Annotated in this window: 22 protein-coding genes; 8 read left to right on the top strand and 14 right to left on the bottom strand. The window is 63.9% G+C overall.

Annotation, left to right across the window (positions count from 1 at the left end; all coding sequences use genetic code 11):
- Nucleotides 1-65: 65 nt before the first annotated feature.
- On the bottom strand, nucleotides 66-509 hold the full coding sequence (locus BMX92_RS13960) for a MarR family winged helix-turn-helix transcriptional regulator (RefSeq protein WP_093017474.1): 444 nt from the start codon (nucleotides 507-509) through the stop codon (nucleotides 66-68).
- A gap of 114 nt (nucleotides 510-623) precedes the next feature.
- On the opposite strand from BMX92_RS13960, the gene BMX92_RS13955 reads away from it, so the two are divergent.
- Entirely contained in the window at nucleotides 624-2,042 is a 1,419-nt protein-coding gene (locus BMX92_RS13955) for an aldehyde dehydrogenase family protein (protein ID WP_093017472.1), read from the top strand.
- A 63-nt stretch (nucleotides 2,043-2,105) separates the two neighbouring features.
- On the opposite strand, the gene rutA is transcribed toward BMX92_RS13955, so the two are convergent.
- From rutA to BMX92_RS13915, 8 genes are all read right to left on the bottom strand, one after another.
- On the bottom strand, nucleotides 2,106-3,173 hold the full coding sequence (gene rutA / locus BMX92_RS13950; protein ID WP_093017470.1) for a pyrimidine utilization protein A: 1,068 nt from the start codon (nucleotides 3,171-3,173) through the stop codon (nucleotides 2,106-2,108).
- A gap of 5 nt (nucleotides 3,174-3,178) precedes the next feature.
- Nucleotides 3,179-4,006, bottom strand: a complete 828-nt coding sequence (gene rutD, locus BMX92_RS13945; RefSeq protein ID WP_256213432.1) for a pyrimidine utilization protein D — start codon at nucleotides 4,004-4,006, stop codon at nucleotides 3,179-3,181.
- A gap of 110 nt (nucleotides 4,007-4,116) precedes the next feature.
- Nucleotides 4,117-4,497 carry a pyrimidine utilization protein C gene (gene rutC / locus BMX92_RS13940; protein WP_093017468.1) on the bottom strand — a complete coding sequence of 127 codons (381 nt, stop codon included), beginning with the start codon at nucleotides 4,495-4,497 and terminating at the stop codon, nucleotides 4,117-4,119.
- Nucleotides 4,497-5,225 carry a pyrimidine utilization protein B gene (gene rutB / locus BMX92_RS13935; protein WP_093017466.1) on the bottom strand — a complete coding sequence of 243 codons (729 nt, stop codon included), beginning with the start codon at nucleotides 5,223-5,225 and terminating at the stop codon, nucleotides 4,497-4,499. Before rutB ends, rutC begins: the two co-directional genes overlap by 1 nt.
- Before the next feature lie 102 nt (nucleotides 5,226-5,327).
- Nucleotides 5,328-5,717 (bottom strand): RidA family protein, encoded by a 390-nt coding sequence (locus BMX92_RS13930; RefSeq protein ID WP_371262343.1) that lies wholly within the window; start codon nucleotides 5,715-5,717, stop codon nucleotides 5,328-5,330.
- Nucleotides 5,717-6,865 (bottom strand): DSD1 family PLP-dependent enzyme, encoded by a 1,149-nt coding sequence (locus BMX92_RS13925; protein ID WP_177185046.1) that lies wholly within the window; start codon nucleotides 6,863-6,865, stop codon nucleotides 5,717-5,719. Before BMX92_RS13925 ends, BMX92_RS13930 begins: the two co-directional genes overlap by 1 nt.
- A 127-nt stretch (nucleotides 6,866-6,992) precedes the next feature.
- The gene (locus BMX92_RS13920) at nucleotides 6,993-9,716 is read right to left on the bottom strand and encodes a TonB-dependent receptor domain-containing protein (protein WP_093017460.1); all 2,724 of its coding nucleotides are present in this window, start codon (nucleotides 9,714-9,716) and stop codon (nucleotides 6,993-6,995) included.
- Nucleotides 9,717-9,790: 74 nt separating this feature from the next.
- On the bottom strand, nucleotides 9,791-11,413 hold the full coding sequence (locus BMX92_RS13915; RefSeq protein WP_093017458.1) for a serine hydrolase domain-containing protein: 1,623 nt from the start codon (nucleotides 11,411-11,413) through the stop codon (nucleotides 9,791-9,793).
- Nucleotides 11,414-11,661: 248 nt separating this feature from the next.
- On the opposite strand from BMX92_RS13915, the gene BMX92_RS13910 reads away from it, so the two are divergent.
- The 5 genes from BMX92_RS13910 (at nucleotide 11,662) to BMX92_RS13890 (ending at nucleotide 17,949) form a co-directional block, all read left to right on the top strand.
- Nucleotides 11,662-12,327, top strand: a complete 666-nt coding sequence (locus BMX92_RS13910) for a response regulator (RefSeq protein ID WP_093017456.1) — start codon at nucleotides 11,662-11,664, stop codon at nucleotides 12,325-12,327.
- Nucleotides 12,328-12,337: 10 nt separating this feature from the next.
- Nucleotides 12,338-13,834 carry a sensor histidine kinase gene (locus BMX92_RS13905; protein ID WP_093017454.1) on the top strand — a complete coding sequence of 499 codons (1,497 nt, stop codon included), beginning with the start codon at nucleotides 12,338-12,340 and terminating at the stop codon, nucleotides 13,832-13,834.
- A gap of 102 nt (nucleotides 13,835-13,936) precedes the next feature.
- Nucleotides 13,937-15,361: a CapA family protein gene (locus BMX92_RS13900; protein ID WP_093017452.1), complete on the top strand. Its 1,425-nt coding sequence runs from the start codon at nucleotides 13,937-13,939 to the stop codon at nucleotides 15,359-15,361.
- Between the two features lie 47 nt (nucleotides 15,362-15,408).
- On the top strand, nucleotides 15,409-17,067 hold the full coding sequence (locus tag BMX92_RS13895) for a M28 family metallopeptidase (protein ID WP_093017450.1): 1,659 nt from the start codon (nucleotides 15,409-15,411) through the stop codon (nucleotides 17,065-17,067).
- Nucleotides 17,068-17,295: 228 nt separating this feature from the next.
- On the top strand, nucleotides 17,296-17,949 hold the full coding sequence (locus tag BMX92_RS13890) for a YjbE family putative metal transport protein (protein WP_093017448.1): 654 nt from the start codon (nucleotides 17,296-17,298) through the stop codon (nucleotides 17,947-17,949).
- A 59-nt stretch (nucleotides 17,950-18,008) separates the two neighbouring features.
- On the opposite strand, the gene BMX92_RS13885 is transcribed toward BMX92_RS13890, so the two are convergent.
- From BMX92_RS13885 to BMX92_RS13870, 4 genes are read right to left on the bottom strand one after another with little or no spacing between them, the layout of a single operon-like run.
- Nucleotides 18,009-19,088, bottom strand: coding sequence for an AbrB family transcriptional regulator (locus BMX92_RS13885; protein WP_093017446.1), 1,080 nt, complete (start codon nucleotides 19,086-19,088; stop codon nucleotides 18,009-18,011).
- Nucleotides 19,081-20,388 (bottom strand): CitMHS family transporter, encoded by a 1,308-nt coding sequence (locus BMX92_RS13880; protein WP_093017444.1) that lies wholly within the window; start codon nucleotides 20,386-20,388, stop codon nucleotides 19,081-19,083. Before BMX92_RS13880 ends, BMX92_RS13885 begins: the two co-directional genes overlap by 8 nt.
- A 34-nt stretch (nucleotides 20,389-20,422) precedes the next feature.
- Nucleotides 20,423-21,910 carry an OprO/OprP family phosphate-selective porin gene (locus BMX92_RS13875; RefSeq protein ID WP_093017442.1) on the bottom strand — a complete coding sequence of 496 codons (1,488 nt, stop codon included), beginning with the start codon at nucleotides 21,908-21,910 and terminating at the stop codon, nucleotides 20,423-20,425.
- Entirely contained in the window at nucleotides 21,907-22,986 is a 1,080-nt protein-coding gene (locus BMX92_RS13870; RefSeq protein ID WP_093017440.1) for an ABC transporter substrate-binding protein, read from the bottom strand. Before BMX92_RS13870 ends, BMX92_RS13875 begins: the two co-directional genes overlap by 4 nt.
- A gap of 108 nt (nucleotides 22,987-23,094) precedes the next feature.
- On the opposite strand from BMX92_RS13870, the gene BMX92_RS13865 reads away from it, so the two are divergent.
- The gene (locus tag BMX92_RS13865) at nucleotides 23,095-23,748 is read left to right on the top strand and encodes a response regulator (protein WP_093017438.1); all 654 of its coding nucleotides are present in this window, start codon (nucleotides 23,095-23,097) and stop codon (nucleotides 23,746-23,748) included.
- Nucleotides 23,738-25,120, top strand: a complete 1,383-nt coding sequence (locus tag BMX92_RS13860; RefSeq protein ID WP_093017436.1) for a sensor histidine kinase — start codon at nucleotides 23,738-23,740, stop codon at nucleotides 25,118-25,120. Before BMX92_RS13865 ends, BMX92_RS13860 begins: the two co-directional genes overlap by 11 nt.
- Here the strand turns inward: BMX92_RS13860 and BMX92_RS13855 are convergent.
- A complete protein-coding gene (locus tag BMX92_RS13855) occupies nucleotides 25,117-26,172 on the bottom strand; it encodes an isocitrate/isopropylmalate dehydrogenase family protein (protein WP_093017434.1) in 1,056 nt (351 codons plus the stop codon). The genes BMX92_RS13860 and BMX92_RS13855 overlap by 4 nt on opposite strands.
- Between the last annotated feature and the right edge of the window lie 58 nt (nucleotides 26,173-26,230).

The raw sequence follows: 26,230 nt of genomic DNA, 5'->3' as shown, positions 1-26,230 counted from the left end.
AGTCCGTCGAATCAGTCTCCGGTTACGGTCCAGATTGTGCGCCTATGATACAATTCACGCAAGCGCTATTCGACGGCATCCCCCTCGTCAGGCGGGCCGAGCCGGCTCAGCAGATCGCGCAACAGATGCACTTCATCGGCGCTGAGACGCGCCGTCGTCCGGGCATCGGATGCCTTGACGGCTTCCAGCATCGCTTCCACCTGAACCGCGCCATGCGGCAGCAGCGCCAGAGCGTTAGTGCGCAGGTCGCGGCCGGGCCGCCGTTCCACCAACCCCTTGTCGACCAATATGTTGATCAGCTTCATCGCGCTGGACCGGTTTATGCTGAGCGCCCGGCCGAGCGCCGTCTGATCGCAGCCCGGATTGTCGCGGATCAGGATCAGCGCGGTCATCTTGGCCGGCGACAAATCATGCTCCGCCAGCGCGGCGCGCGCATCTTCATCCATGCGCAGATTGGCGCGCCGGACCTGATAGCCGACGAGCGACTGAAGGTCGGTCCCCTGTTTCATCCCCACTTTATTCCCTTGCCAATATTGTATCCCTGGCGCACAAATATATGGTACAGCCAGCAACGCGGAATTGCGATAGGCAATGACGCGCACGGCATAAATGGAGAGCGACAGATGGATCGTGATTATCGGATGCTGATCGACGGCGAGTTGGTGCCCGGCGTCAGCCAGTTCGACGTGGTGAACCCGGCGACAGCGGAACCCTTCGCATCCTGTCCCAAGGCGGATGAGGCGCTGGCCGAGCGCGCGATCGCGGCGGCGAAGAAGGCGCAGCCCGGCTGGGCCGCGACCCCGGTCGAGGAACGCGCCGCACTGACCAACAAGCTGGCCGATGCGCTGGAAGCCCGGATCGGCGAGTTCGCGAGCCTGCTGACCGCCGAGCAGGGCAAGCCGCTGGATCAGGCCGCCTATGAAATCATGGGCAGCGTCTTCACCCTGCGCGCCTTCGCCGCGATGCGGGTGGAGCCCAAGATACTGAAGGACGAAGGCGGCAACAAGGTGGTCGAACATCGCACGCCGCTGGGCGTCGTGGCGTCCATAACGCCGTGGAATTTCCCGCTGATCCTGTTGATGAACAAGCTGGGGCCGGCATTAGTGACCGGCAATACGATGGTGTCGAAGCCCGCCCCCACCACGCCGCTGACCACTTTGCTGTTCGGCGAACTGGCGAAGGACATTTTGCCGGCCGGTGTGCTGAACATCATTTGCGACCAGAATGAACTGGGGCCGCTGCTGACCGGGCACAAGGATATCGCCAAGGTCGCCTTCACCGGATCGACCGCGACCGGCAAGAAGGTGATGGCCTCCTCCGCCGGCACGGTGAAGCGGGTGACGCTGGAACTGGGCGGCAATGACGCGGCGATCGTGCTGGACGATGTCGATGCGCGGCAGGTGGCCAAGAAGGTCTATCAGGGCGCAATGACCAATGCCGGTCAGATTTGTGTGGCGGTGAAGCGTGCCTATGTACCCAGCCCCCTCTATGACGATTTCTGCGACGAGTTGGCGAAGCTGGCGAACGAAGCGATCGTCGACGATGGCGCCAAGCAAGGTACGACCATCGGCCCGGTGCAGAACAAGATGCAGTTCGACAAGGTGAGCGCACTGATCGCCGACGCCAAGACGCGCGGCACCGTGCTGGCTGGTGGCGAGCCGATGGACCGGCCCGGCTATTTCATCGCGCCGACCATCGTGCGCGACCTGCCCGAGGATGCGCCACTGGTGCAGGAAGAACAGTTCGGCCCGGTGCTGCCGGTGCTGAAATATGACGATATCGACGATGTCATCGCCCGCGCCAACGACAGCGACTATGGGCTGGCCGGCACGGTATGGGGCAAGGATGTCGAGCGCGCGACGCAGATCGCCATGAAGATCGACACCGGCACCGTCTGGGTGAACCAGCATCTGGCGATCGACGCGAACATCCCGTTCCGCGGCGTGAAGCAATCCGGGCTGGGCGGCGAACTGGGCGAAGCGGGCCTGCTGGAATATACGCAGGCGCATATCGTCAATATCGTGGCGCTCGAAGACGCCTGACGCACGACGCCTTCGGGATGCAAAAGGGCCGGTGCGGTATCATGCCGCATCGGCCCTTTTTCGTCAGCCGATATGGGTCCGGCTCTTCATCAGGGGCTGGATATGGGTGCCGAAGGCATCGACCCCTTCCAGAAAATCGTCGAAGGTCAGCAGGACGCCGCCGGTATTGGGCACCTCCGCCATCTCGTCCAGCATGCGGGCGATGCTGGCATAGCTGCCGACCAGCGTGCCCATATTGATGTTCACCGCCCCTTCGGGCGCGGCAAGCTGACGGACATTGGTGTCGCTGTTGACCTGATCCTTGGCGCCCTGTTCCGCCAGCCAGGCGATGGCATCGATATCCACGCCGTCATTATAGCTTTTCCATTTGGCCATCGCTTCCTCATCCGTTTCGGCGGCGATCACCATGACGAGGACGAACACCTGCACGTCGCGCCCCGTCTTCGCCGTGGCGGCGGCCAGCCGGTCGTTGTTGAAGGCGAAAGCGGTCGGCGTGTTGACGCCCTTGCCAAGGCAGAAGGCATAGTCCGCCCATTTGGCGGAGAAGGCGAGGCCTGCGTCAGATGACCCCGCGCAGATGATCTTCATGTCGCCGGTCGGCTGCGGCCAGACGCGGCAATCGTCCATCTTATAATATTGGCCCTTGAAGTCCGACGTGCCGCTTTCCCACAATTCGCGCAGGATCTGGGCATATTCGTCCAGCATCGTGTAGCGGTTGCGGAAATGCTCCTCGCCCGGCCACAGGCCCATCTGCGTATATTCGGGCGGCTGCCAGCCGGTGATGAGGTTGAGGCCGAAACGGCCATGGCTGATGCTGTCGATGGTGTTGCACATGCGCGCGGCGAAGGCCGGCGGGATGATCAGCGTGGGGCAGGTCGCGAAGATCTTGATCTTCTCGGTAACGGCGGCGAGGCCGGCCATCAGGGTGAAGCTTTCGAGGCCATATTCCCAGAATTCCGTTTTCCCGCCAAAGCCGCGCAGCTTGATCATCGACAGCAGAAAATCGAACCCATGTTTCTCCGCCCGCAGCGCGATCTTCTTGTTGAGGTCGAAACTGGGTTTATACTGGGGCGCATTCTCCGAAATCAGCCAGCCATTATTGTTGATGGGGATGAAGACGCCGACCTGCATGGTTTTCAGCTCCTGAGAAAATCGAGGACGATGCGGTTGAAGGTTTCGGGATCGGTGACGTTGCAGGCATGACCGCCCCAGCGCATCTCCCGAAGTTGCGCGCCGGGAATATGGGCTGCGAGGTGACGCCCGCATTTGGGCGGGACGAGCATATCGTCCGCTGCGGTTATCACCAGCGTCGGCACGGATATGTCGCCCAGCCTGTCGTCAACATCGAAAGCCGCCAATGCGGCGATCCGTTTTTCATAGACATCCGCACCGGCGAAATGGGTTAGATGCACCTCATCCTCTATCGCCAGACGTTCGGCATGATCCGAACTCCAGTCAGGCGGATAGAGAAAGAGAGGCTGGGCGCGCAGATAAGCGCGCGGCCCGCTGTCTCGCAAAAGGGCGAGGCGCGCATCAAAACACCGCAGAAAATGCGGATCTGCGCGTGACCAGCCATTGACCAATATGAGCGTCTGCACCCTGTCGGGATGACGGATGGCGAGCGACAGCGCAGCCGCCGCCCCTGCCGCATGGCCCACCAGATTCGCCTTGGCAACATCCGTAGCATCCATCACCGCCAGCATGTCGTCTGCCATATCCATGACGCTGACTTGCGGCGGTAAAGCTCGGTTACTGCGTCCGGTGCCGCGATGATCGTAGAGGAGGACGCGATGCGCCTCCGTGAAATCGAGCGACTGGTCGGTCTGATCGATATTGGCGCGCCAATAACTGCCCGATCCGCCCAGACCGGCAGAAAAGATCAAGGGCGCGCCAGTCGGCGACCCCAACTCTTCATAATAGAGGCCGTCAGCGACAGGCAAAGTCACCTCTCCCTTCATCGTCATGCTGAACTTGTTTCAGCATCCATTCCTCCCCTCGGACCTTCGCTCGATCCGGCATGATGGATCCTGAAACAAGTTCAGGATGACGGAAGAGGCGAAGCGGGATGCCGGCATCAGATATGCGCCACCGAGGCGATTTCGACCAGGCAGTCAGGCTTCACCAGATCGGCGCGGATGCAGTAGCGGGCGGGTTTGGCGCCGGGGAAATACTCCGCATAGACGCTGTTGAACGCGGCATAGTCGGCCAGATCCTTGAGGAAGATATGGTTCATCGCCACATCCTCCAGGCTGGCGCCGGCCGCTTCCAGCGTCACCTTGATCACATCGAGCACATGGCGGGTCTGGGCGGCGGCGTCCCCCACATGCAGCACCGCGCCGCCCTCCCCCAGCGCCAGCACGCCGGAGACATAGACGGTGTTGCCTGCCTTCGCCCCGGCCGAATAGGGCGCGATCGGCGTCGGAAATTGCGGCGGGTTGATCGGTTCGAACGGCATCAGGCGGCTCCTTGCGGCAACTGGCCTACGCTGCCGCAGAAATCCGCGACATTGCTGACCCAGCCAAAGAATTTCTCGACATTGTAGAGCGTTGCCTGATGGACGAAATCCGGCCCCAGATGATGGGTGGCGTCGTCCAGCATGACGCTGAAATATTCGAGGTGGAAGGCATCGCGCAGCGTGGATTCGACGCAGACATTGCTGGCGATGCCGACGAAGATCAGGGTGCGCACGCCACGCGCGCGCAGGACGCTGTCAAGCTGGCTGTTGAAGAAGGCGCTGTAGCGGGTCTTGTGAACGCGAATGTCGCCGGGCCGGGGGCTAAGTGCATCGACCAGTTCATAGTCCCAGCCGCCGCGCGCCAGAAGCTGCCCCTGCAAATCCGGCCGGGCGCGCATGGTCTTGAGCGCGTTCGACTTGTGCCAGTTGGGCGATCCGGGGCCGCCCGCCTCCACATAATCACTGTCCCAGCCATTTTGCAGATAGACTATGGGCATTCCCGCACCACGCGCCACGTCCAGCACCTGCGCGATCCGGCCGATCACGCCAGCCGCGCCGCTGATATCGAAGCCCGCCAGATCGACATAACCGCCCGGCGAGGCATAGGCATTCTGCATGTCGATGACGATGACCGCGCTGCTGGCCGGATCGACCCGGATCGGTTCCGGCCGCGCGGGCAATATCACGCTGGTCGAGCCGGTCGATGGCGGGGTGATGGCGACGGACATGGAGCGATCTCCCTGGACAGGAAGGCAACTTTCCCCAATGGCAGGGCAGATGCAAGCGCAACCATGGTGAATGGCTGGCTCATCCTCTTGCGGGCAGAAGGATCAGTCGCCCGATGCCAGGGCGATGGCGTCGATTTCGACGAGGCAGCCATGATGGAGTTCGGCAACCGGCACCACGGTCCGCGCCGGCCGCGCATCGGGCAGCATGGCGGCATAGACGGCGTTGAAGGCCGGCCAGTTTTCGACGCCGACGATATAGGCGGTCACGCGCGCGAGATGGCCGGGATCGCTGCCGGCGGCGGACAGGATGGCCAGCATGTTGCCGATCGCCAGCCTTGCCTGATCGTCGAAGCTCAGGTCCGCCCTTACCCCAACGGCAGGATCGACCGGCAACTGGCCGGATATGAAGACGAAGCCGTTGGCCTTGGTCGCCTGCGCATAATGGCCGGCGGGCTGCGGTGCATCGGGTGTCGAGATAGTTTCGACTTGCATCACCATCCTCCAAATCTTGGCCAGACGGCCTCTATCGATTGAGTCCCCCCCGACAGGACATGATAGCGATCATGCTGCGCGCCCGTCGCGCAGGCGTGATTGGGAAGGATGCGAACCCTGTCCCCAATCGCAAGATCGGGCAGCGTTCCGCTGGAGCCCGGCCGCAACGCCAATATACCATGTTCCTGATTGGCATCCGCCACGATCAGATCGCCGAAGGGGCGACCATGTTGATCGCAGACCAGACCATAGCCCTGATCCACCGCCTGCCGGGCCGTACCCCGATCGCGGGACAGCGCCATCCAGCCGGCATCGACCAATATCCAGCCCTTTTCGCGCTGATGACCGATAACGGTGGACAGAAGCGACAGGGCAATATCATCGATCGTGCACACGCCGATGCCCGCCATCACCAGGTCGAAAAAGACGAAGACCCCGGCGCGGACTTCCGTCACGCCGTCGAAGCTGGTGCCGAAATGCGCGGTCGGCGTCGATCCCACGCTGACGACCGGGCAGGGAAAGCCATTGGCCCGCAGCCAGTCCGCCGTGGACACGACCGCCAGCCTTTCTTCCTCCGCGCAGGCGCGCAAGGCTTCATCGCCGCGCGCGCCATAGCTGCCGCCGGCATGGGTCAGCACGCCGCGCAATTCCGCGCCGTCCGCCAGCGCCGACGCGATGGCAAGCTGTGCGGCGTGATCATTCGGCCGGACGCCCGATCGATGGCCGTCGCAATCCACCTCTATCAGGGCGGGGATAGCGACGCCTGCATCCCGCGATGCACGGGCCACCGCCTGCGCCTGCTCCACGGAATCCAGCACGACGGCAATGTCGATGCCTTCGGCTTTCAGCGCCAATATGGCGGGCAGCTTGTCGGGGCTGATCCCGACCGCGTAGATGATGTCGCATACTCCCGCCTGCGCGAACAACTGCGCTTCACGCAGCGTCGACACGGTGGCCGGTCCGTGCGGCGTGGTCATCAGACGATGCGCGACGTCGACCGACTTGGCGGTTTTGAGGTGCGGACGCAGGTTTACGCCCAGTCCATCCAGACGATCCCGCAGACGCGCGATATTGCGGTCCATCCGGTCGGCGTCGAGGATCAGGGCGGGGGTGGAAAGCGTAGAGAGAGTCTGTTCAGGCAAGGTCATGCTGCTCCGGCTGGAGGTCGCATAATGCGTGCCGGCAGGAAATTATCAAATCCAATCTGCCAGATAGCGCAAAGGGCGGCGCGTCCTGCGACACGCCGCCCTTTCCTTTTTCATTCGACAGTCAGGATCAGAAGCGAACCTTCGCCCCGACAGTCATGTAACGGCCGATCGTGTCATAGTGGATCGCGCCATAGGTGGTCAGCGGCGGATCGCGATCGAACAGGTTGTTGACGTTGGCGAACAGGGTGAACTTGTCGATGTTCACCTGACCACCCAGGTCGACATAGACGCGGGCCGCGATGTCGTTGTTGGCGATGTCCAGCGCATGGTTGAACTTGCCGCCGCCGACATAGCGGACGCGGGCGTCGATCGACACATCCTGATTGGTGTAGTTGATCGATCCGGTGGCGCGCCAGTGCGGCGTGCCGAAGCTGACATTGTCGCCCACGTCGCCAGCACGGTCCACGACGGTCGTGCCATCGTTGATCAGCACCTTGTCGACATAGGTGGCCAAGCCACGGAAGCGCATCGTGCCGCCCATACCGCTGCTGACCTTGCTGAGCGGCAGGGTGTAGGTCGCTTCAACGTCCACACCGCTGGTCTTGTACTCGGCCAGATTGATATAGGTGGTGTAGATGGTGGTCGGTTCACCAGCGGCGTTACGTTCGATCTGGCTGCACAGGTCGGTATTGCCGTTGGCGCAACCGCTGACCACGTCCTGCGCACCGAGCGAGGTGATCGCGTCCTTCAGCTTGATGTTATAATAGTCGACCGACAGGTTGAAGCCCGGCAGGAAGGTCGGCGTGAACACCGCGCCCAGCGTCAGCGTGCTGCCGATTTCCGGCTTCAGGTTCGCGTTGCCGCCACCATAGCGGGTGACGGAATAGGTGTGGCTCTTGCCCTCATCATCCGTTTCGGCAACCGTGGTGAAGCTGGTCGTGCTGGTAGTGAACAGTTCAGCCAGGCTGCCCGAGCGAATGTCACGCGAACGCGACGCACGGATCAGCAGGTTGTCGAAGATGCGGTCGGTCAGACCCAGCTTCCACGACCAGATGCCACCGCTGGTGCTGTAGCGGCTGTACCGGGCCGCGCCATTGACGTCGAGCTTGCTGAACGGCTGGTCGAGCAGCGGGATCGCCACTTCGCCAAAGGCTTCCTGCACGTTGAAGCCGCCGTCAAGCGGGGAGAAGTTGAAGCGGCTGAAGCCCTTGGCAGCCGAAACGGCGTCGAGGCTGTTGGTGACCTGTTCTTCCCAGCGCGCTTCGGCACCGAAGGCGACCGAAACCGGGCCGGCCCAGGTGGAGAAGGGATCACCGCGCAGGCTGGCGCCGGTGGTGTCGAGCTTGGTCGTGTAGATGACCTTGGCGACATCGCCGAACACATAGTCGATCGCGGCCTGGCTGGCGGTGCCGGTGCCCAGGATGTTGAGCGGCGAACAGCCGGAATTTGCGTTGGTCAGGGTGACACGGCAGACGATGTTGCCGCTCGAATCCGTCACCGCGTCGAGCGCGTTGCTCAGCTTCGTGCCGTTGATCTGGTTGTCATAGCTCTGCATGTTGCGGTTTTCGCCATGGCTATAATAAGCCGAATAGCGCCACTTGCCGTCCGCGAAGCTGCCGTCGACGCCGATCGCGCCTTCGATATTCTGGCGATAATAGCCGAAGGTGCGGTAGCCATAATCCTCGAACACGCGGCCGATCTTGACGGTGGTTTCTTTGGCGGCGGCCAGCTGGCTCTGGATGTCCGACGACAGATAGGGGTTGGTCGCCGACAGGGTGTAGGTGCCGCTTTCCGCATAGAAGGGATATTTCGCCCAGATGCGGCTGTAGCTGCCATCCGCCCAGAAGGTGGCGTCGCCGACTTCAAAGCTGGCGCGGGCATAGCTGTTGACGCGCTGATAGGGGTTGGTCAGCGCATATTCGTCATTGGTGGCCACGCCTTCGCCGCCGACCATGGTCGTGCCGCTGATCTGGCTGCCATAGACGAAGTCGCGCAGCGTGCCGTCCGCGTTGAACGTCTGGCCCTTGAGCGAACCCGCGTTGATGAGGCCGCCCAGGCTGGTGTTCGAAGCGTTGACGTCGCGCACCAGGATATAGTCATGGTCGCCGCTGGTCGGCGAGAAGAGGTTGGCGCTGCCGACATTCTTGCGCGAATTGCGGTCGAGAATGCCGTCATCCTTCTGATATTCGCCGCCGATCATGAAGTGACCGCGACCATCAGCGAACTTCGTGCCAAAGGTGGCGTCGAGGCTGTAACGATAGCCGTCGCCGCGCGAGGACAGGCCGTTCTGCGCGCCCAGCGTCAGGCCTTCCAGATCATCGTCGAGGATGATGTTGACCACGCCGCCAATCGCGCCCGAACCCCAGGCTGCCGATGCGCCGCCGGTGACGACTTCGACGCGCTTCACCAGACCCTGCGGCACGGTGTTGAGGTCGCTCGCGCCAGTGAAGCGACGGTTGTTGAGCAGGGTCAGCGTGCGCGTGACGCCCAGACCGCGAAGGTCCATCGCCGAGGAGGAGGAGTTGGTGTTGGCGACCGTGCTGGCCGGCGACTGGGTCGCGCGGAACTGCGGCAGGTCGTTCAGAACCTGCGCGATGCTGGGACGCGCGCCCTGACGCAGTTCGGTGTCGCCGATAACGGTGGTCGGCGTCGGCGCTTCGAAACCCTTGCGGTCGATGCGCGATCCGGTGACGACGATCGCCGGGGCCGCTTCTTCGGCGGCTTCATCGGCAGCGGCAGGCGCGGCGTCCTGTGCCATGGCGACAGACGGGGTGGCGAGCGACAGCACCAGAGCGGCGCCGGCAGTCCCCGCCATCAGCAGGCGGCGTAGTCCTTCTTCATTGTAACGCATCTTGATAGTCCCCTTATGCTCTTGCTTTGATTATGGCCGCGACCCGAGCGGCTCTTGTGTAATGTCCTGAAAGATCAGTCGGCGACGCGGCGGAAGGCGACGTCGTAGGCGCGGCCTTCGCCAAAGCGCAGGCCCGTGACGGCCCCATTCGCATCGCGTTCGAACTTGACCGTGATGCGCGAGGATTGCGGCATCGCTTCGCCAGTGAAGACGTCGGCATAGGCCGGCGTCAGCGACTGGTTGTACCAGCGCGGACCGCTGTAGATCAGCGTGTCGCCATCCTGCCGGAAGCTGAGGCAGGCGAAGGTGTCGACACCGCAGAAGCGGCCGACATAGGGCTTGGGATCGAAAGCGGTGACGGCATCGACCTTTCGATAGGCGACCTTCTCGCCCTCCCGATGTTCGAGCGTCAGGCCGGTCTTGCCGAAAGCGAAGATATCCTCGCGCTGCGCCCAGCGGCCCGGACCGACCGGCTTCAGCACTTTGCCATCGGCGCGCAGATTGCCCTTGTCGTCGCTGTCGAAGCGGACAGGGAAGCCGGTCATGCCATCGGCATAGACACCCGAAGGCAGCGCGCCCTTGGGCGTGTAGGGCTTGGCAGTGTAAGCGGGCAGGAAGATGTCGGCGACATCGCGACCCAGCGTCGGCGTATCGGCATTGCCTGTATTGCAGAGCAGCGACACGGCCAGCTTCTGCTGCGGATAGCGCGCCATCCATGCGCGATAGCCGCCGGTCGACCCCGAATGGCTGACTTCCTGCACGCCATGATGATCGAGGTTCACCAACGCCAGCGCATAAGCGATCGGCGTGCCATCATTCAGCTTGGTGGGGGTCTGCATCGTTTCGGTGAAACCGGGGCCGAATGTGTCGGCATCCAGCGCCGCCTGCCACTTCACCAGATCGCCTACCGTGGTCAGCAGGCCGCCATTGCCATAGGCATCCTCGATCACCTGATCGTTGCGATAGACGCCATCTTCAAATTCATAGGCGCCGGTGCGGCCAGCGACGACATCGGCATGATCGTCGCGCCAGCGGGTATGGGTCATGCCCAGCGGCTTGAAGATATGATCCTGGGTGAAGTCGGCGAGCGACTGGCCGCTGACGCGGGCGACGATGATCGCCAGCAGATTGAAATTGGTGTTGCTGTACAGATAATGGCTGCCGGGCGCGAAGTTCAGTTCCTTCTGGCGCGCGACGATGTTCAGCATATCCTGATTGTCGGCAGTGCGGCTGTTGCGCGGCCAACCTTCGATCGCGGCGACCGAGCCCCAGTCGCGCAGACCGCTGGTGTGGTGCAGCAGGTGGCGGATGGTGACCGGCGTGCCGTAATCGGGCATTTCCAGCACGAACTTGCGAATATCATCGTCCAGCGACAACTTACCCGCGCGCGCCAGCATAAGCGTGGCGGCAGCGGTGAACTGCTTGGAATCGGAACCGGCTTCGAAGATGGAATCGGTGCTGATCGGCACGCCCAGTTCCAGGCTGGCCATGCCATAGGCCCGGGTCGCGATCGCCTGTCCCTCGCGCGAAACGGCGACGGCGCAGCCGGGCGCATCGGGCTTGGCCCAGCGCGCGAACAGGGCATCCAGCCGGGCGAGGCTGGCCGGGTCGGCCGGAGCGGGCGCGGCGGCGCTGGCCGTACCGGCAACACAGAAGGACAGGAACGCCCCCGCAAGCGAAGGCAGCTTGATCGTCATGTCTGATTCCCCTTGCGCGCGCCTTCCGTGGGCGCGCGCTGATCTTGTCGGTCCGCTGCCTGTGGCGCGGTTGTGCTATGCCTTAACCGGAGTCGCTGTCATGAACCTGACACAAGCGGGAAAGACAGCGACTACACGCAATCAATGGCAAGCAAGCGAGTCCCGGCCTTCCCTTTTGGGTCGGAATGGGTCATGCACGGCGCAATTTCCTGCTGCCTTCGAGAGGATGCCGCGTCACGGAGTGTGTTATGCGGTTGTTGCTGGTGGAAGATGATGAGCGGCTGGCGCGCGGCATGGTCGCATCGCTGGAAGCAGCTGGTTTTGCCGTCGACATATTGACCAGCGGCGAAGAGGCATTGCGACTGGCGAGCCAGGAACCCTATTGCGCGATCGTGCTGGATCTGGGCCTGCCGGACATGGACGGGCTGGACGTGCTGAGCCAGTTGCGCGCGCGCGGCGCGGCAACGCCGATCCTGATCCTGACGGCACGCGACATGATCGACGACCGGATCAACGGGCTGGACCGGGGCGCCGTCGATTATATGGCCAAGCCCTTCGACCCGCGCGAACTGGAATCGCGTATTCGGGCGCTGGTCCGCCGCAGTCAGGGATCGCCCGATCCGGTGATGCGCATCGGCGCGCTGACCTTTGACCGGTCAAGCCGGACGGTCTATCTGGACGATGTGATACTGGACCTGCGCCGCCGCGAACTAGCCGTGCTGGAGACGTTGATGGGACGGCCCGGCAAGGTCGTGGCCAAGGAGCGCCTGTCGGCCGAAATCTTCAATTTCGACGATGCGGTGACGCCCAATGCGCTGGAAGTCTATGTCGGCCGCCTGCGCAAGAAGTTGCAGCCGTCCGGCCCGGCGATCCGCACGATCCGGGGCCTTGGCTACATGATCGAAGCGGCCTGACGATCCTTTAATGCGGCAATCCCCCCATTCCCTCCGGCTTCGCCTGACCGGCGCGGTATTGATGCCGCTGGCGGCGCTGGTGCTGCTGTTCTGCGTCATCACGGCGCTGGTCACGCATGACACCGAAGCCAATACAGTCGACCGGGTGCTGATCGGATCGGTGCGGACGCTCAGTCTGGCTTACAACAGCCCGGCGGCCGACCGGGAACGACTGGTGCCGCTGGTGATCCACCTGTTGCGACGGCGTGCGCGGCCCGTGGTCCTCTACAGCGTCTATCGCGGACAGACCCTGATCGCGGGCGACCCGGCTTTGCTGCCGCCCGGCGATTATCGCGCGACATGGGATGGCGTGCTCGACCGGCACAAGCCAACCACGTTCGTCAACGCCTATCGCGAAAACCGCATGGTGCGGGGCTATCTTGACCCTGCTGACGCCCGTCAGGTCACGCAGGCGGCCTATCTGCGCAGTGGCACGCTGCACGGGAAGCCTGCGCGGATCGCGACGGAGGTGCGCCGGGCGCAGGGCAACACGGAGCTGATCGCGATTCAGGTCGCCGACTATATGGACGATCGCGCCGCCTATGAACGCACCTTCCTGCAACAGGTGGTGCTGGCGGGGCTGGCCGCCCTGATCCTGACCGGCATGCTGTTCTGGTGGGCGATCGAATGGGGGTTGCGCCCGCTGGTGGATCTCACCCAGCAGGTCGATATGGCACGACGCGATGCGCCAGCGACGTTCCGGCTGGAAACACCAGAAACTGGGCCGGTCGAGATGCAGCCTTTCGTTGCGGCCTTCAACGGGCTGATGGCGCGGCTGGAAAGGGCGACCGACTCGCTGCGGCAGTTTACGTCCAATGCATCGCACCAGATGCGCACGCCGCTGGCCGTCGCGCGGGTGCAACTGGACGTGCTCGATCGCTATGGCCCGACGTCGCCGCAGGGCAAGGCGGCCTTGCAGGACATTCCCCATGCCATCGATTCGCTGGAGCAATTGCTGCGCCAGCTGATTGCCCTCGCCCGCAGCGAGGATCAGGTCGGCACGCAATTGCGCCCCTTCGACTTGGCGGAGGTGGCCGCCACCGTGACTGGAGAGCGGGCGGCGCAGGCGCCGGCCGACATCGACATCGGCTATGACAAGAGCGTGGAAGGCCCGGTCATGGCGGTGGGCCAGCCAACACTGGCGGCCGAGCTGATCGGCAATCTGCTCGACAATGCCATCCGCTACAATCGTCCGGGTGGCAGCGTTTCGGTGCATGTCGATCGCGATGAAGAGGGCGCCATCGTCGCGATCGACGATGATGGACCCGGCATTTCGGCGGCCGAACGGGAAAAGGTGTGGGAGCGTTTCTATCGCATCCCCAATCGCAAGGCGCCCGCCGGAACCGGACTGGGCCTGCCGATCGCCCGCGCCATCGCCGAACGGATGGGCGCGACGATCAGCCTTGAGGACGGGCGATCGGGCAAGGGCTTGTGCGCCATCGTCCGTTTCCGGTCCGACATCGCCTGACGCGCCGCCGGGCGGGCAGCTGCCTGTGTGACAGGTTCATGTCAGCCGCTGCGGCTATCCCCATGGCAAAGCCGATCCCGGCCGGAGCCAAGGGGAAATTCCATGCCGTTGCCCATTTCATTCCGCCGCAAGGCGCTGCGCAGCCTGTCTCTGGCGGGCGCTGCCCTGATGATGACCGTCGCCCTCCCGTCCCATGCGGAGGAAGAGGAAAGCGGCGGCAAGCTGACGACGGCAACCGTGCCGAGCACGCCGATCGCCGGTACCTTCCGCTTCGCGGCGGTCGGCGACCTTATCTATCTGCGCCCGATGCTGGCGACGATCGAGAAGCAATCGCCCGACATGCTGGCCATCCTGCGTGGCGCGGACGTGACCTTCGGCAATTTCGAAACGACGGCACTCGACCTCAAGACCTTCAAGGGATCGCCACAGGCGGAATCGGGCGGCACCTGGATGCTGGCCGATCCCGCCGTGCCGGGCGACGTCGCAAAGATGGGCATCGATATCGTCGGCCATGCCAACAACCACGCCACCGACTGGGGCGTCGAGGGTCTGTATGACACGCTCGACCTGCTGGACGGCGCGCATCTGGTCCATGCCGGCACCGGCCGCAGCATGACGGCGGCGCGGGCCCCCGCCTATTTTGACGGGCCGCATGGCCGTGTCGGGCTGATTTCCGCCACCACCAGCTTCACGCCGATGTCGCCAGCCTCCGACCCGCTGGGTCAGGTGCCGGGACGCGGCGGCGCGAATGCGATCCGCAGCACGGAGATCGGGCTGGTATCCGACGCCGATCTGGCGACTATCGCCCGTCTCGCCGGGACCAAGGCAGGCGCACCGGTCAAGATGAAGGGCCGCGAATATCGTGCGACGGCCAATCCGGCGACGCCGATGACGATCGAATATGATCTGAATGCCAAGGATGTGAACGCCAATCTGCTCGCCGTCCGTCAGGCGCATCAGAACGGCAATTTCACCATTTTCTCGCTGCACAATCATGAACCGGGCAATGCCTTTCAGACGCCCGCCAATTTCGCGCCGACGCTGGCGCATCAGGCGATCGATGCCGGGGCGGACGTCTATGTCGGCCATGGCCCGCATCAGCTGCGCGGCATCGAAATCTACAAGGGCAAGCCGATCTTCTATTCGCTCGGCAACTTTGCGATGATGAACAACAGCCTCGATGACCTGCCGGCCGACATGTACGACCAGTTCGGCATCACGCCGGGCAGCGTGACCGCACCCGAGCTGCTTCAGGCGCGCGGGGCGAAGGAATTTGGCGATCCCAACCTGTATGAAACGGTGATCGCGGTCAGCCAGTATAAGGATGGCAAGCTCAGCGAAATCCGCCTCTATCCCGTGGATCTGGGCGTCAACGCGACGGGCGCGGGACGCGGCGTGCCGCATCTGGCGGACGCGACGGTTGGCGCGCGTATCCTCGCCCGGTTGCAGCGCCTGTCGCAACCCTTTGGAACGCATATCGACATCGCGCGCGGGATCGGCATTATCCGCGTCAGCGGATCGAACTGATCCCCCTATCGTCATCAGCCGCGCTGCGGCCGAGGAGTATCCTGACCATGTTGCCCTCTTTCAAATCCCTGTCGTTCCTGGCGGTTGCCGGGCTGCTTTCCACGTCGGCCATGGCGATCGCCGCGGGATCGGCCCCGACCTTCGACGTCGCGCGGATCAGCAACGACATCAAGACGCTGTCGAGCGACGAATTTGAAGGTCGCGGGCCGGCCACTCGCGCCGAAACCAAGACCATCGACTATGTCGCCGGGCAGATGAAGGCGGCGGGCCTGAAGCCTGCGGGGCAGAAGGGCACATGGTTTCAGGACGTGCCGCTGCGCATGTCGAACATCAGCGGCGCGCCGACCCTGTCGATGACGATTGGCGGCACGGCCCAGCCCCTGACGCAGGGCGGTGAGGTTGCGATCCGTGCCGCCGAAACGGGCCAGTCTTCGGTCAAGTTCGCCGATCTGCCGCTGGTCTTCGTCGGCTATGGCGTGAAGGCGCCCGAGCGCGGCTGGGACGATTTCAAGGGCGTGGACCTGAAGGGCAAGATCATGGTCGTGCTGGTCAACGACCCGGACTTCGAAGGCGGCGAAGGCGATTTCGGCGGCAAGCTGATGACCTATTATGGCCGTTGGACCTATAAATATGAGGAAGCCGCGCGGCAGGGCGCGGCCGGCGTGCTGGTGGTGCATGAAAGCGAACCGGCCTCCTATGGCTGGGCGACGGTCAAGAACAGCAACACCAACACCATGTTCGACATTGTCCGCGCCGATCCGAAGTCCGCGCACACGCAGATGGAAGGTTGGGTGCAGAAGGATCTGGCCGCCAGGCTGTTCGCGGCATCGGGCATCGATTTCGACGCGGCCAAGGCGGCGGCCCGCAGGAAGGATTTCCAGCCGATCCCGCTGAAGGCGACGATGAGCGCCGACTATGCGGTAAAGTCGGAAATCATCACCTCGCACAATGTCGCCGGGCTGGTGCAGGGCAGCAAATATCCGGACGAAACCGTCATCTATTCGGCGCATTGGGACCATCTGGGCATAGGCGCGCCGGACGCGAAGGGCGACACCATCTATAATGGCGCGCGCGACAATGCTTCGGGCACCGCCGCGCTGCTGGAGCTGGCGCGCGCCTATGCCAAGGGGCCGAAACCCGAACGCAGCGTGCTGTTCCTGGCGGTGACGGCGGAAGAAAAGGGCCTGTTGGGGTCCGAATATTATGCTGACAGCCCATTGCGGCCGCTGGCGACGACGGCCGGCGTCATCAATATGGATGGGCCGCTGGGTATCGAAAAGACCACCAATTTCAGCATCTCGGGTTCGGCCAAGCTGGGCATGCTGGACCTGCTGACCGAAGAAGGCGAGAAGCTGGGCCGCCACTATACGCCTGACGCGCGGCCGGAAGCAGGCAGCTTCTACCGTTCGGACCATTTCTCCATGGCCAAGCGCGGCGTGCCCGCCATTTCCTTCAATCCGGGGCGAGAACTGGTGAATGGCGGCGCGGCGCGCGGCAAGGAACTGAGCGATATCTACACCCGCGATCGCTACCACCAGCCGGCCGACGAATATGACGCCAACTGGGACACCAGCAGCTGGCAAGGCGACATGACCCTGCTCTACAATGTCGGTCGCCGCGTCGCCGATAGCCATGTCTGGCCCAACTGGTCGGCGGACAGCGAATTCCGCGCTACCCGCGACGCGAGTGAGGCGCAGCGGAAGTAATCGTTACATCCTGATTATCCGGCGGGCGGCGTGGATATCCATGCCGCCTGCCCCCTCCTCATCCCTGTTCAGCCGCCTCTCCGGGCTGAAAGGTTGATGACAGCTTCCCTCTCTAACCGGCCCGTCATCCATGTGGCCGATGCCGCAGGGACCGCGACGCCCGTGCGCCACAGGCCGTTCGATGCGTCGGCAGCGTCCAGACCCGCCCTGCGAACGGCGAGAGGATTTATGAACGACATCTGGACCCATATCGTGGCCGATTTTTCCAATCTCGGCTCTCCATCCGCGCTGGCCGCTTTCGGTCAGGTCGTGCTGATCGACATCATGCTGGCGGCGGACAATGCCATCGTCGTCGGCGCATTGGCCGCCGGTCTGCCAGCCGCGTCGCGGCGCAAGGTGATCGCGATCGGCGTGATCGCTGCGCTGGTCCTACGGATCGCCTTTGCCCTGGTCGTCACGGAACTGATGCAGCTGGTCGGACTGGTCTTCGCCGGTGGCCTGCTGCTGGTCTGGGTCGCATGGAAGATGTGGCGGGAGCTGCGTTCGGGTGGCGAAGCCGAAGATGGTGAGGATATCGCCGGAAAGGCTGCGCCCAAGGGCTTTGCGCAAGCGGCTTGGGCCGTCGCGATTGCCGACGTGTCGATGAGCCTGGACAATGTGCTGGCGGTAGCCGGCGCAGCGCGGGAACATCCCGGCATCCTGATCGTGGGCCTGATCCTGTCGGTCGCCCTGATGGGTATTGCCGCGAATTTGCTGGCCCGCGTGATCGAACGTTATCGGGCGATCGCCTATTTCGGCCTGCTGGTGATCCTCTATGTCGCGGGCAAGATGATCTATGAAGGCGCGATCGATCCGGTGACGGGTCTGATCACGCTCTTCTGATCAGGATATAAAGAGGGCGGCTGATCCGGTTCGATCGGATCAGCCGCCCTTTTTTTGTGTCAGTCGATAGGCTGACGGGCCAGCGTCCTGAAACCCAGCGGCGCCGCGATCAGGACCAGCACCACGCGGGTCAGGTGATGGATGATGACCACGCCCGGCTCCAGCGCCAGACTGAGCGCCACCATGCTCATTTCGGCAAGGCCGCCGGGCGAATAGGCCAGCGTCAGCAGCACCGGATCAAGGCCGGTCAAGGCGCCGATACCCGCCGCCCAGGCGAAGGTGACGGCCAGCAGGATCAGCGTCGATCCCGCCGCCAGCGCCAGGGTGTGCAGCAAAGCCTTCATTGTGAGGCCGACGAAGCGGCAACCAATGGTCGCGCCAAGGCCGACTTGTGCGGCGGCCAGCGCCCAACCGGGGATGCGAAAATCGGCAAGGCCGCTCATATGTACGGCCGCGCTGACGGCCAGCGGACCGACGAGATGCCAGGCAGGCAGGCGCAGAAGCTTGCCCAGAAACAGGCCCAGCGCCACGCACCCCCCGACCCATAGCAGGAGCGACCAGTCCGCCACCACCTCGCCGGTGACGGCCGCCGTTGGCGCGATGGCGACCGGGCCATGGTCCAGCCGAATGAGGAAGGGCAGGATGAAGACAACGAAGAAGATGCGCGCGCCGTGGATAAGGCCGATGGTGCGTTCGTCCGCGCCCCGCTCTGCACCCATCACCACCATTTCGGCGATGCCGCCGGGCATGCCGGCGAAATAGGCGGTGGCGGGGTCGAACTTTGCGACCCTGCGGAAATAGGTGACGCATAGCAGCGCCGCGCTGGCCAGGAAGAAGGGCAAGGCGAGGAGCGGAATGATCCAGTCGCGCGCCTGCGGCAAGAGGTGCGGACCAAAGCTGCTGCCCAGCACAACGCCGATCACCGCCGCCATCGGGCGACGGGTGGCGGAGGATGCCTGTATCGGCAGGCCCACGACACTGGCGATGGCGCAGGCGGCCATGGAACCCAGCACCCATGGCAGGGGTGCGCCGATCTCCAGGAACAAAGCGCCCCCCGCTGCCCCGACAGCGATGGCTGCCAGGAAGCGGAGGGCGCTCTGCGTTGCCCGGTGTTTGACCGGTTGCGACCCGTCAGGCAACGAAGGGGAAGGCCAGTGCGATCATGCCGACCAGCGTCATGACGACGCAGACCGCCGCCGCCGGCAACAGCGTGAAACGCTGATGATCGGCCAAGTCGATACCGGCCAGGCTGACCAGCAGATAGGTGGACGGCACCAGCGGGCTGAGCAGATGGACCGGCTGACCCATCAGCGACGCGCGGGCAATCGCCATCGGATCGACGCCATAATGCGATCCGGCCTCCGCCAATATGGGCAGCATACCGAAATAGAAAGCGTCATTGGAGATGAAGAAGGTGAAGGGCATGGAGAGCAAGGCGGTGATCGGCGCCATATAAGGCCCGAGCGCGGGCGGGATGACGCCGACGACTTCCTTGCTCATGGCCTCCACCATGCCAGTGCCGCCGAGGATGCCAGTGAAGATGCCCGCCGCAAAGATCAGCGACACGACCGACAAGACGTTACCGGCATGGGCAGCGATCCGTTCCTTCTGTTGGGCGACGCCGGGATAGTTGACGATCATGGCGATGGCGAAGGCGATCATCATCAGCACCGAGAGGGGGAGAATACCCCAGACCAGCAGGCCGAGCAGCGCGACTACCAGCGCGGCGTTGAACAGGCGCAAATGCGGGCGGCGGGCTTCGGGATATTGCGACACGCCCAGATCGGCGATGTCGACCGCTTCACGCTGCGGCAGATGGACATGACCCAGACGACGGCGTTCCTTGATACCGAACCAGAAGGCGAGGCCGAGCAGGAAGGCAAGGCCCGCGATCATGCCGGGGATCAGCGGCAGGAACAGGGTGGCGGGGTCCAGCTTCAGCGCGCTCGCCGCGCGGGCGGTCGGGCCGCCCCAGGGGGTCAGGTTCATGATCCCGCTCGTCACCATCAAAAGGCAGACGAGGTAGATGCGCTTCATGTCGAACCGCTTGTACAGCGGCAGCAAGGCGGCACAGGTGATGATGTAGGTCGTCGACCCGTCGCCATCGAGGCTGACGATCGCGCACAGCACGACCGACCCCAGCAGGATCAGCAGCGGGTCGCCATGGACCAGCTTCACCAGTCGGCCGACGAGCGGATCGAACAGGCCCGTATCCGTCATGGTCGAGAAAAAGAGGATGGCGAACAGCAGCATGACGCCGGTCGGCGCCAGATTCTTGATGCCGTCGATCATCATGTCGCCAAGGCCCGCCGCCTGCCCGGCGATGACGCCGAACAACGAGGGAATGATGATCAGCGCGACCAGCGGCGTCATCTTTTTGGTCATGATCAGCGTCATGAAGGTGGCGACCATCAGGAAGCCGAGCAGGGCAAGGTTCATCGCTGCGTCCTTGAAGAGGCGGGAGGAAGAAGGATCAGAAGGTCACGCCGACACGCGCGCTGACGGTCTGGCCGTCGTCGCTGCCGGTATAGGTTCCGGCGCGGTTGTTGGTGCGCCAGTGGATGCCGTTCACCTGAATGCGGGTGAAGCTGTTGAGATACCAGTTCACGCCCAGCGTCGCGGCCCAGCCGTCGCCACCCAGGACGAGGTCGGTATAATCCAGATTTTCATAGCGGGCGGTCAGTTCGATCGCCCCCGATCCGCCGTTCAGGACGGGGTCGAGGACATTGGGCTGGCCGAAGCTGCCGAGACGCGGGTTATAGGGCGGCAGTTCGCCGGTCAGGAAATAGCCGGTGGACACGCTCCACGCCTTGCTTTCGAAATCGGGGCGGCCACCGGTCAGGCGCGCCACGCGACGGCCGGCCTCACCCATGACCCAGAGGCCGCCGGTATAGCCGCCCAGTTCGACGCCATAGCCGGTGGTCGACTTGCCGCCGAGCAGTTCGCCGGTCGACACGCGCACCGCGCCGTTGAAGCGGCCGCCGATGACAGTGCTGCGCGTCAGCGTGGTGGCGGCCGACGACAGGGCTTCGTCAAAGCCCCATGCGCCGACATGCAGGAGAGACTTGTCCGTCTTGATCGGATTCCAGTGCGCGCGGAAAGCGGCGGTGCGGCTGTCATTGGTCGTTTGTTCGCCATCCACCCGATCACCGGTCACGCTGACCGATGCGTGCCAGTTGGAACCGAACATGCGGCCCATCACGCCGATGCCGTAAAAGCCGCGCTGCGGAATGATCGCGGTGGAAACGACGCCGCGCTCCAGGAAGGGCGTGGAGTCCGACCCGGTGCTGCCTTCGAAGGCGCGATCGTTGAACAGGTGGCCGACGCGGACGTCATAGTCGACCTTGCTGCTGAGCCGATTGCGCCAGCCCATGAAAGCGGTGACGATGTCGACTTCATTTTCGGAAAAGTCGGTTTCGAACTGGTAGAAGAAATGCGGGCCGACGCCCCCTTCCAGACCCAGACGCAGCGCGCGCATGCCGGTGGTGGTCGTGTTGCGACCCGCATAGTCGGACCCCATGGTGGAACTGACGTCCACCAATATGCGACCGCGCGGCTTGTAGGTGAAGACGCCGTCGGCAGAGCGGAAGACGGGCAGCCCCGCGCCCCATTCGGTGGTCACGCCGGACGGATTGGCGGCCACGGCGCGCGCCTGTGCCACGTCAATATCGGCCGGGCCGGGCGGGACGATCTGTGGCGCGAAGGGGGTGACGACCAGAGGCTGGCTCGCCTGTTGCTGCGCCACCTGTTGTGCAGACTGCTGTGCAGCAACAGGCGCAGCATTTTGCGCGACAGCCTGCCCCTCGATCTTGTCGAGGCGCGCCTTGAGCGCAGCAATTTCGGCTGCCTGTGCCTTGACGAGGGCGGCCAGTTCGTCCGCGCTGGGCGTCTGGGCAAGAGCAGGCGTGGCGGCGATCAGCGCCATCGCGGCGCAACCGCCACGCAGAAGGAAGGCGTTCATTTCTGTTGGGCTCCGGAAGCAAGGGCCGCGTTCCAGTCGCGCAGGAAGCGCTGCTGTTTCAGGCGGTCGAGATTGACGAGAAGCTGGGGGCCGACGCGGATCGGTCGCGCCTGTGTGGCGGGCAGGCGGCGACCACGGGCGTCGGTGCGCACCGGCCAGAGGCTGTGCTGGGCGAGCAGGGATTGGCCCTGACGCGACAGCAGGAAATCGAGGAAAAGTTTGGCGGCGGCGGGATGCCGCGCCTCCCGCGCGATGAAGGCGATGCGCGACATGATGATGGTGTAATCCTGCGGAAAGATCACGCCGATGCGCGGGTCGCGCCGCGCCCGTTCCACCGCATAAGACCCGATGACATTATAGGCGATGCTGAGCTTTCCCTCGGCAACGCCGCGCAGCATCGGTTCGGTCGTGATCGACAATGTCGGGCGCGTCGCCGCGATTGCCTCCACCAGCGACCCCGTGTCGCCGGTGATGGCAAAGTCCTGCGTCAGATAGAGATAGCCGGTGTTCGATCGGGCCGGATCGAAAGTCGCAACCTTGCCGGTCAGCGCCCGGCGATCCTTGCGCAGCATCGCCTCCAGCGCGGCATGGCTCTGGGGCGGCCGGGGAATCGCCTTCTTGTTATAGACATAGGCGATCGGTTCGGCGGTGATGCCGAAGCCCATATTCTTCCAGACGGCCGATGCGGGCAGAGCCGGCTTTTCCGGGCTGGCATAGGCCTGAGCGAAACCGTCATTGATCAGCTTCACCTGCTGATCCATGGCCGATGACCAAACGAGATCTGCCGAAGGCTTGCGCGCCCGTGATTCCGCCACAAAGCGCCGATACATTTCGTTGGAACCAAGGTCGGCATAGCGGACGGTGACGCCCGGATAGCGACGCTGGAAGGCGAGAATGAGCGGCGCCATTTCCGACGTATCGGCATTGGCATAGACGACGACCTGCCGTTCGGTCTGTGCAGCCGCAATCAACTGATCGTAGGAGCGCGGATAGCCGGTCGGCCGTTCCGCTACGGCTGTAGCGGCCGGTATGGCCAGACTTGCCAACGCTGCCAGTATCTGAATAACCCTTCGCATCACCCTGTCCTTTGCTTTCCGTTTCTGTCGTCGGATAAGATGTGATGGTCAGTTACGAAGCCAAGCTGTCATCAACCTTTCAGCACCAGGTGCCCCATTCGGATTTTGATGATCGAAGATGACGCTGCGCTGGCGCGCAGCATTTCCGCCCTGCTTCGCGCGGGCGGCCACGCCGTGGACCATGTCGCGACGGGGGAAGATGCGCTGTCGGTCGTGGGCAGCGAACCCTATGCGCTGGTGATTCTTGACGTGGGCTTGCCTGATATCGATGGATTCGCCGTGCTGGCGGAACTGCGACGGCGCGGCGAGAAGGTGCCGGTGCTGATGCTGACCGCACGCGATGCGCTGGACGATCGGGTGCGCGGACTGGACCTGGGCGCCGACGATTATCTGCGCAAACCCTTCGATCCCGAGGAACTGGAAGCACGGGTGCGGGCGCTGGGTCGGCGGCGCGGTGGCGATCCGACACCGGAAATCAGCGTGGGATCGCTCACCATCAACCGCTCAACCGGCGCTGCCGACGTGGCCGGGCGGCCGCTCGACCTGCGCCGACGCGAACTGGCGGTGCTCGAGTCGCTGGCGACACGCGCCGGGCAAGTGGTGCCGCGCGAATTGCTGATCGGCGAAGTATTCGGGTTCGACGAGCCGGTCGGCGGCAACGCCATCGAAGTGCATGTCACACGATTGCGCGGCAAGCTGGCGCCCGATGGCCCCGGCATCCGCACGGTGCGCGGCGTGGGCTATATGCTTGATGCCGGGTAAGGCACGCGCCATTGCGCTGCGCACCCGCCTGCTGGCGGCGATGCTGGGGCCATTACTGGGCGCGGCGGCCATCATCGGCGTGGGCGGCGCAACGCTGATTTCCGACGTGGTGCGCCGGACCAACGACCGTGTTCTGGGCGGCGCGCTGGGCGCGATCGCGGAGACGGTGCAGGTGGAGCGCGGCGAAGTGACGCTGGACCTGCCGCCCGCCGCCTTTGGCATGCTGGAAAATAATGAGCGCGACAATGTCTATTACCGGATCGCCGTAGGCCGTGCATTGCTGACCGGCTATGCCGACCTGCCCGCGCCTGATCCCGACACGATGCTGGTGGATCAGCCGCGCTTCCGCTTTTCGACCTATCGCGATCAGGGCATCCGTATTGCCGAGGTGAAACGGATGCTGCCCCGGATCGAACAGCCGGTCATCGTGCAAGTGGCCGAGACGCTGGACAATCGCAAGACACTGGCGGGGCAGTTGATCGTCGCCCTGCTGCTGGGCGAAGTCGCGCTGGTCGGCGTTGCCGTGATGCTGCTGCGCCCGGCGCTGGGATGGAGCCTGCGTCCTCTGGCCCGATTACGCCGGTCGGTGGAAGCGCGCGACGCCGGCGTGCGGCCCGACTTCTCGCCCCTCGACGCCGGGCCGCTGCCCAATGAGCTGGAGCCGCTGGCAACGGCGTTCGACCATCTTCTGGCGCAACTCGATCGCGCCACCAGCGGCGTGCGTCGCTTCACGGCCGATGCTTCGCACCAGATGCGCACGCCGCTTTCGGTATTGCGCGTGCAGATCGAACTGGCGCGACGTGGATCGGTCGCCGCGCTCGATGAAATTGCAGACGCCGTGCAGCGGCTGGAACGGCTGGTGACGCAGTTGCTGGCATTGGCGCGTGCCGAGGAAGCAGGTGCCGCTCCGCCGCTGGAATCGGTCGATCTGAAGGAGGTCAGCACCGCCGTCATCGCCCGGCTGATCAATCAGGCGATCCATGCCGAAGTCGAACTCAATCTCGATTCGGAAGATGGCCATGCCTATCGGGTCCGAGCACATCGGACCTTGGTGTTTGAGATCATCGCCAATCTGATCGACAATGGCATTCGCTATAATCGTCGCGGCGGCATGGTGACCGTCACCCTGTCGCACCAGAGCGGCGCAATCCTGCTGACGGTCGGCGATGACGGCCCCGGCATCGCACGCGAACATCATGAGAAAGTGTTCGAACGCTTCTTCCGCGCGAACGCCCAGACCGGGCCGGACGGCACCGGACTGGGGCTGGCGATCGTGCAATCGGCCGCGTCCCGCATGGGCGCCAGCGTGGAGATCGCGCCGGAGGGACCGGGCACGCATATCTCCGTTCGCTTCGCGGCCGAGCAGGGTTAGAGTGCGGCGATCACCGACCGGGTGAAGGCGTCCGTGCCCTGTTGCCCGCCCACATCGGCGGTGCGTAGCGCCGGATCATCCAGCACCTTATCCACCGCCCGTTCGATTGCAGCGGCGGCTTCGATCAGCGCGACATTGTCATCCCGATGGCCACGCCAGTCGAGGAGCATGGCGGCCGACAAGATGAGCGATGTCGGATTGGCGACATTGCGGCCTGCGATATCAGGCGCTGAGCCATGCTGGGCCTGCGCGACGCAGATATCTTCACCCGCATTGATCGACCCGCCCAGCCCCAGACTGCCGCATAGTTCGGACGCCTCATCCGACAGGATATCGCCGAACATGTTGGTGGTGACGATGACATCGAACCGATCGGGCGTGCGGATGAGCAGCGCGGCGGTCGCGTCCACGATCAACTCTTCCAGTTCTACATCGGGATAATGGGTGGCGACTGCGCGCACTTCGCGCAGGAACAGGCCGTCGGACATTTTGAGGACATTGGCCTTGTGAACCGCCGCCACTTTCCGGCGGCGACCCTGTGCCAGACGGAAAGCCGCATGGGCGACGCGGCGACAGGCCTGCGCGCTGATCTTGCGCACTGACAGGGCGGTGTCGGGATCGGGCATGAATTCGGGAATGCCCGCATGCATGTTGCGGTCGGAATAAAAGCCCTCAGTGCATTCGCGCACGATGATCAGGTCCATCGGCTTGCGCAGGATGCTGAGGTCCGGGCGCGACCGGCAAGGCCGGATGTTCGCGCCCAGATTGAAGCGCACGCGCAATTCGCCCGAAGGATTGATCCCGCCCTGATCGCGCGGGGGATAGTCATAATGCGACACCGGCCCCAGGATTACGCCGTCCACTTGCGGAATTCGCGTCAGTACGCCGTCGGGACAGGTGGTCCCCTGCTCCGCCAGAGACGCGAAGCCGATCGCCATTTCCTCAAAGCTCAGGTTGAGCGAGAAGGCCTTGTCCGCCGCCTCCAGCACCTGCCTTGTCGCTGCGCTGATTTCGGGACCGATGCCGTCTCCCGGCAAAATGAGGATATGCATCCCTGCTCCTGCGATGGCTGATGGAGCCGTCGCCGTTCGCATGATGGTCGGCCGCAGG

It is taken from the genome of Sphingobium sp. YR768 (genome assembly GCF_900111125.1).
Lineage (GTDB): Bacteria > Pseudomonadota > Alphaproteobacteria > Sphingomonadales > Sphingomonadaceae > Sphingobium.
The sequence above is the reverse complement of the archived record's forward strand: the minus strand, read 5'-3'. Positions and strand labels throughout refer to the sequence as shown.

Excerpts from the sequence above, each read along its gene's own strand:
- BMX92_RS13960 (WP_093017474.1), bottom strand. The coding sequence starts at position 509 with ATGAAACAGGGGACCGACCTTCAGTCGCTCGTCGGCTATCAGGTCCGG.
- BMX92_RS13955 (WP_093017472.1), top strand. The coding sequence starts at position 624 with ATGGATCGTGATTATCGGATGCTGATCGACGGCGAGTTGGTGCCCGGC.
- rutA (WP_093017470.1), bottom strand. The coding sequence starts at position 3,173 with ATGCAGGTCGGCGTCTTCATCCCCATCAACAATAATGGCTGGCTGATT.
- rutD (WP_256213432.1), bottom strand. The coding sequence starts at position 4,006 with ATGACGATGAAGGGAGAGGTGACTTTGCCTGTCGCTGACGGCCTCTAT.
- rutC (WP_093017468.1), bottom strand. The coding sequence starts at position 4,497 with ATGCCGTTCGAACCGATCAACCCGCCGCAATTTCCGACGCCGATCGCG.
- rutB (WP_093017466.1), bottom strand. The coding sequence starts at position 5,225 with ATGTCCGTCGCCATCACCCCGCCATCGACCGGCTCGACCAGCGTGATA.
- BMX92_RS13930 (WP_371262343.1), bottom strand. The coding sequence starts at position 5,717 with ATGCAAGTCGAAACTATCTCGACACCCGATGCACCGCAGCCCGCCGGC.
- BMX92_RS13925 (WP_177185046.1), bottom strand. The coding sequence starts at position 6,865 with ATGACCTTGCCTGAACAGACTCTCTCTACGCTTTCCACCCCCGCCCTG.
- BMX92_RS13920 (WP_093017460.1), bottom strand. The coding sequence starts at position 9,716 with ATGCGTTACAATGAAGAAGGACTACGCCGCCTGCTGATGGCGGGGACT.
- BMX92_RS13915 (WP_093017458.1), bottom strand. The coding sequence starts at position 11,413 with ATGACGATCAAGCTGCCTTCGCTTGCGGGGGCGTTCCTGTCCTTCTGT.
- BMX92_RS13910 (WP_093017456.1), top strand. The coding sequence starts at position 11,662 with ATGCGGTTGTTGCTGGTGGAAGATGATGAGCGGCTGGCGCGCGGCATG.
- BMX92_RS13905 (WP_093017454.1), top strand. The coding sequence starts at position 12,338 with ATGCGGCAATCCCCCCATTCCCTCCGGCTTCGCCTGACCGGCGCGGTA.
- BMX92_RS13900 (WP_093017452.1), top strand. The coding sequence starts at position 13,937 with ATGCCGTTGCCCATTTCATTCCGCCGCAAGGCGCTGCGCAGCCTGTCT.
- BMX92_RS13895 (WP_093017450.1), top strand. The coding sequence starts at position 15,409 with ATGTTGCCCTCTTTCAAATCCCTGTCGTTCCTGGCGGTTGCCGGGCTG.
- BMX92_RS13890 (WP_093017448.1), top strand. The coding sequence starts at position 17,296 with ATGAACGACATCTGGACCCATATCGTGGCCGATTTTTCCAATCTCGGC.
- BMX92_RS13880 (WP_093017444.1), bottom strand. The coding sequence starts at position 20,388 with ATGAACCTTGCCCTGCTCGGCTTCCTGATGGTCGCCACCTTCATGACG.
- BMX92_RS13875 (WP_093017442.1), bottom strand. The coding sequence starts at position 21,910 with ATGAACGCCTTCCTTCTGCGTGGCGGTTGCGCCGCGATGGCGCTGATC.
- BMX92_RS13870 (WP_093017440.1), bottom strand. The coding sequence starts at position 22,986 with ATGCGAAGGGTTATTCAGATACTGGCAGCGTTGGCAAGTCTGGCCATA.
- BMX92_RS13865 (WP_093017438.1), top strand. The coding sequence starts at position 23,095 with ATGATCGAAGATGACGCTGCGCTGGCGCGCAGCATTTCCGCCCTGCTT.
- BMX92_RS13860 (WP_093017436.1), top strand. The coding sequence starts at position 23,738 with ATGCCGGGTAAGGCACGCGCCATTGCGCTGCGCACCCGCCTGCTGGCG.
- BMX92_RS13855 (WP_093017434.1), bottom strand. The coding sequence starts at position 26,172 with ATGCATATCCTCATTTTGCCGGGAGACGGCATCGGTCCCGAAATCAGC.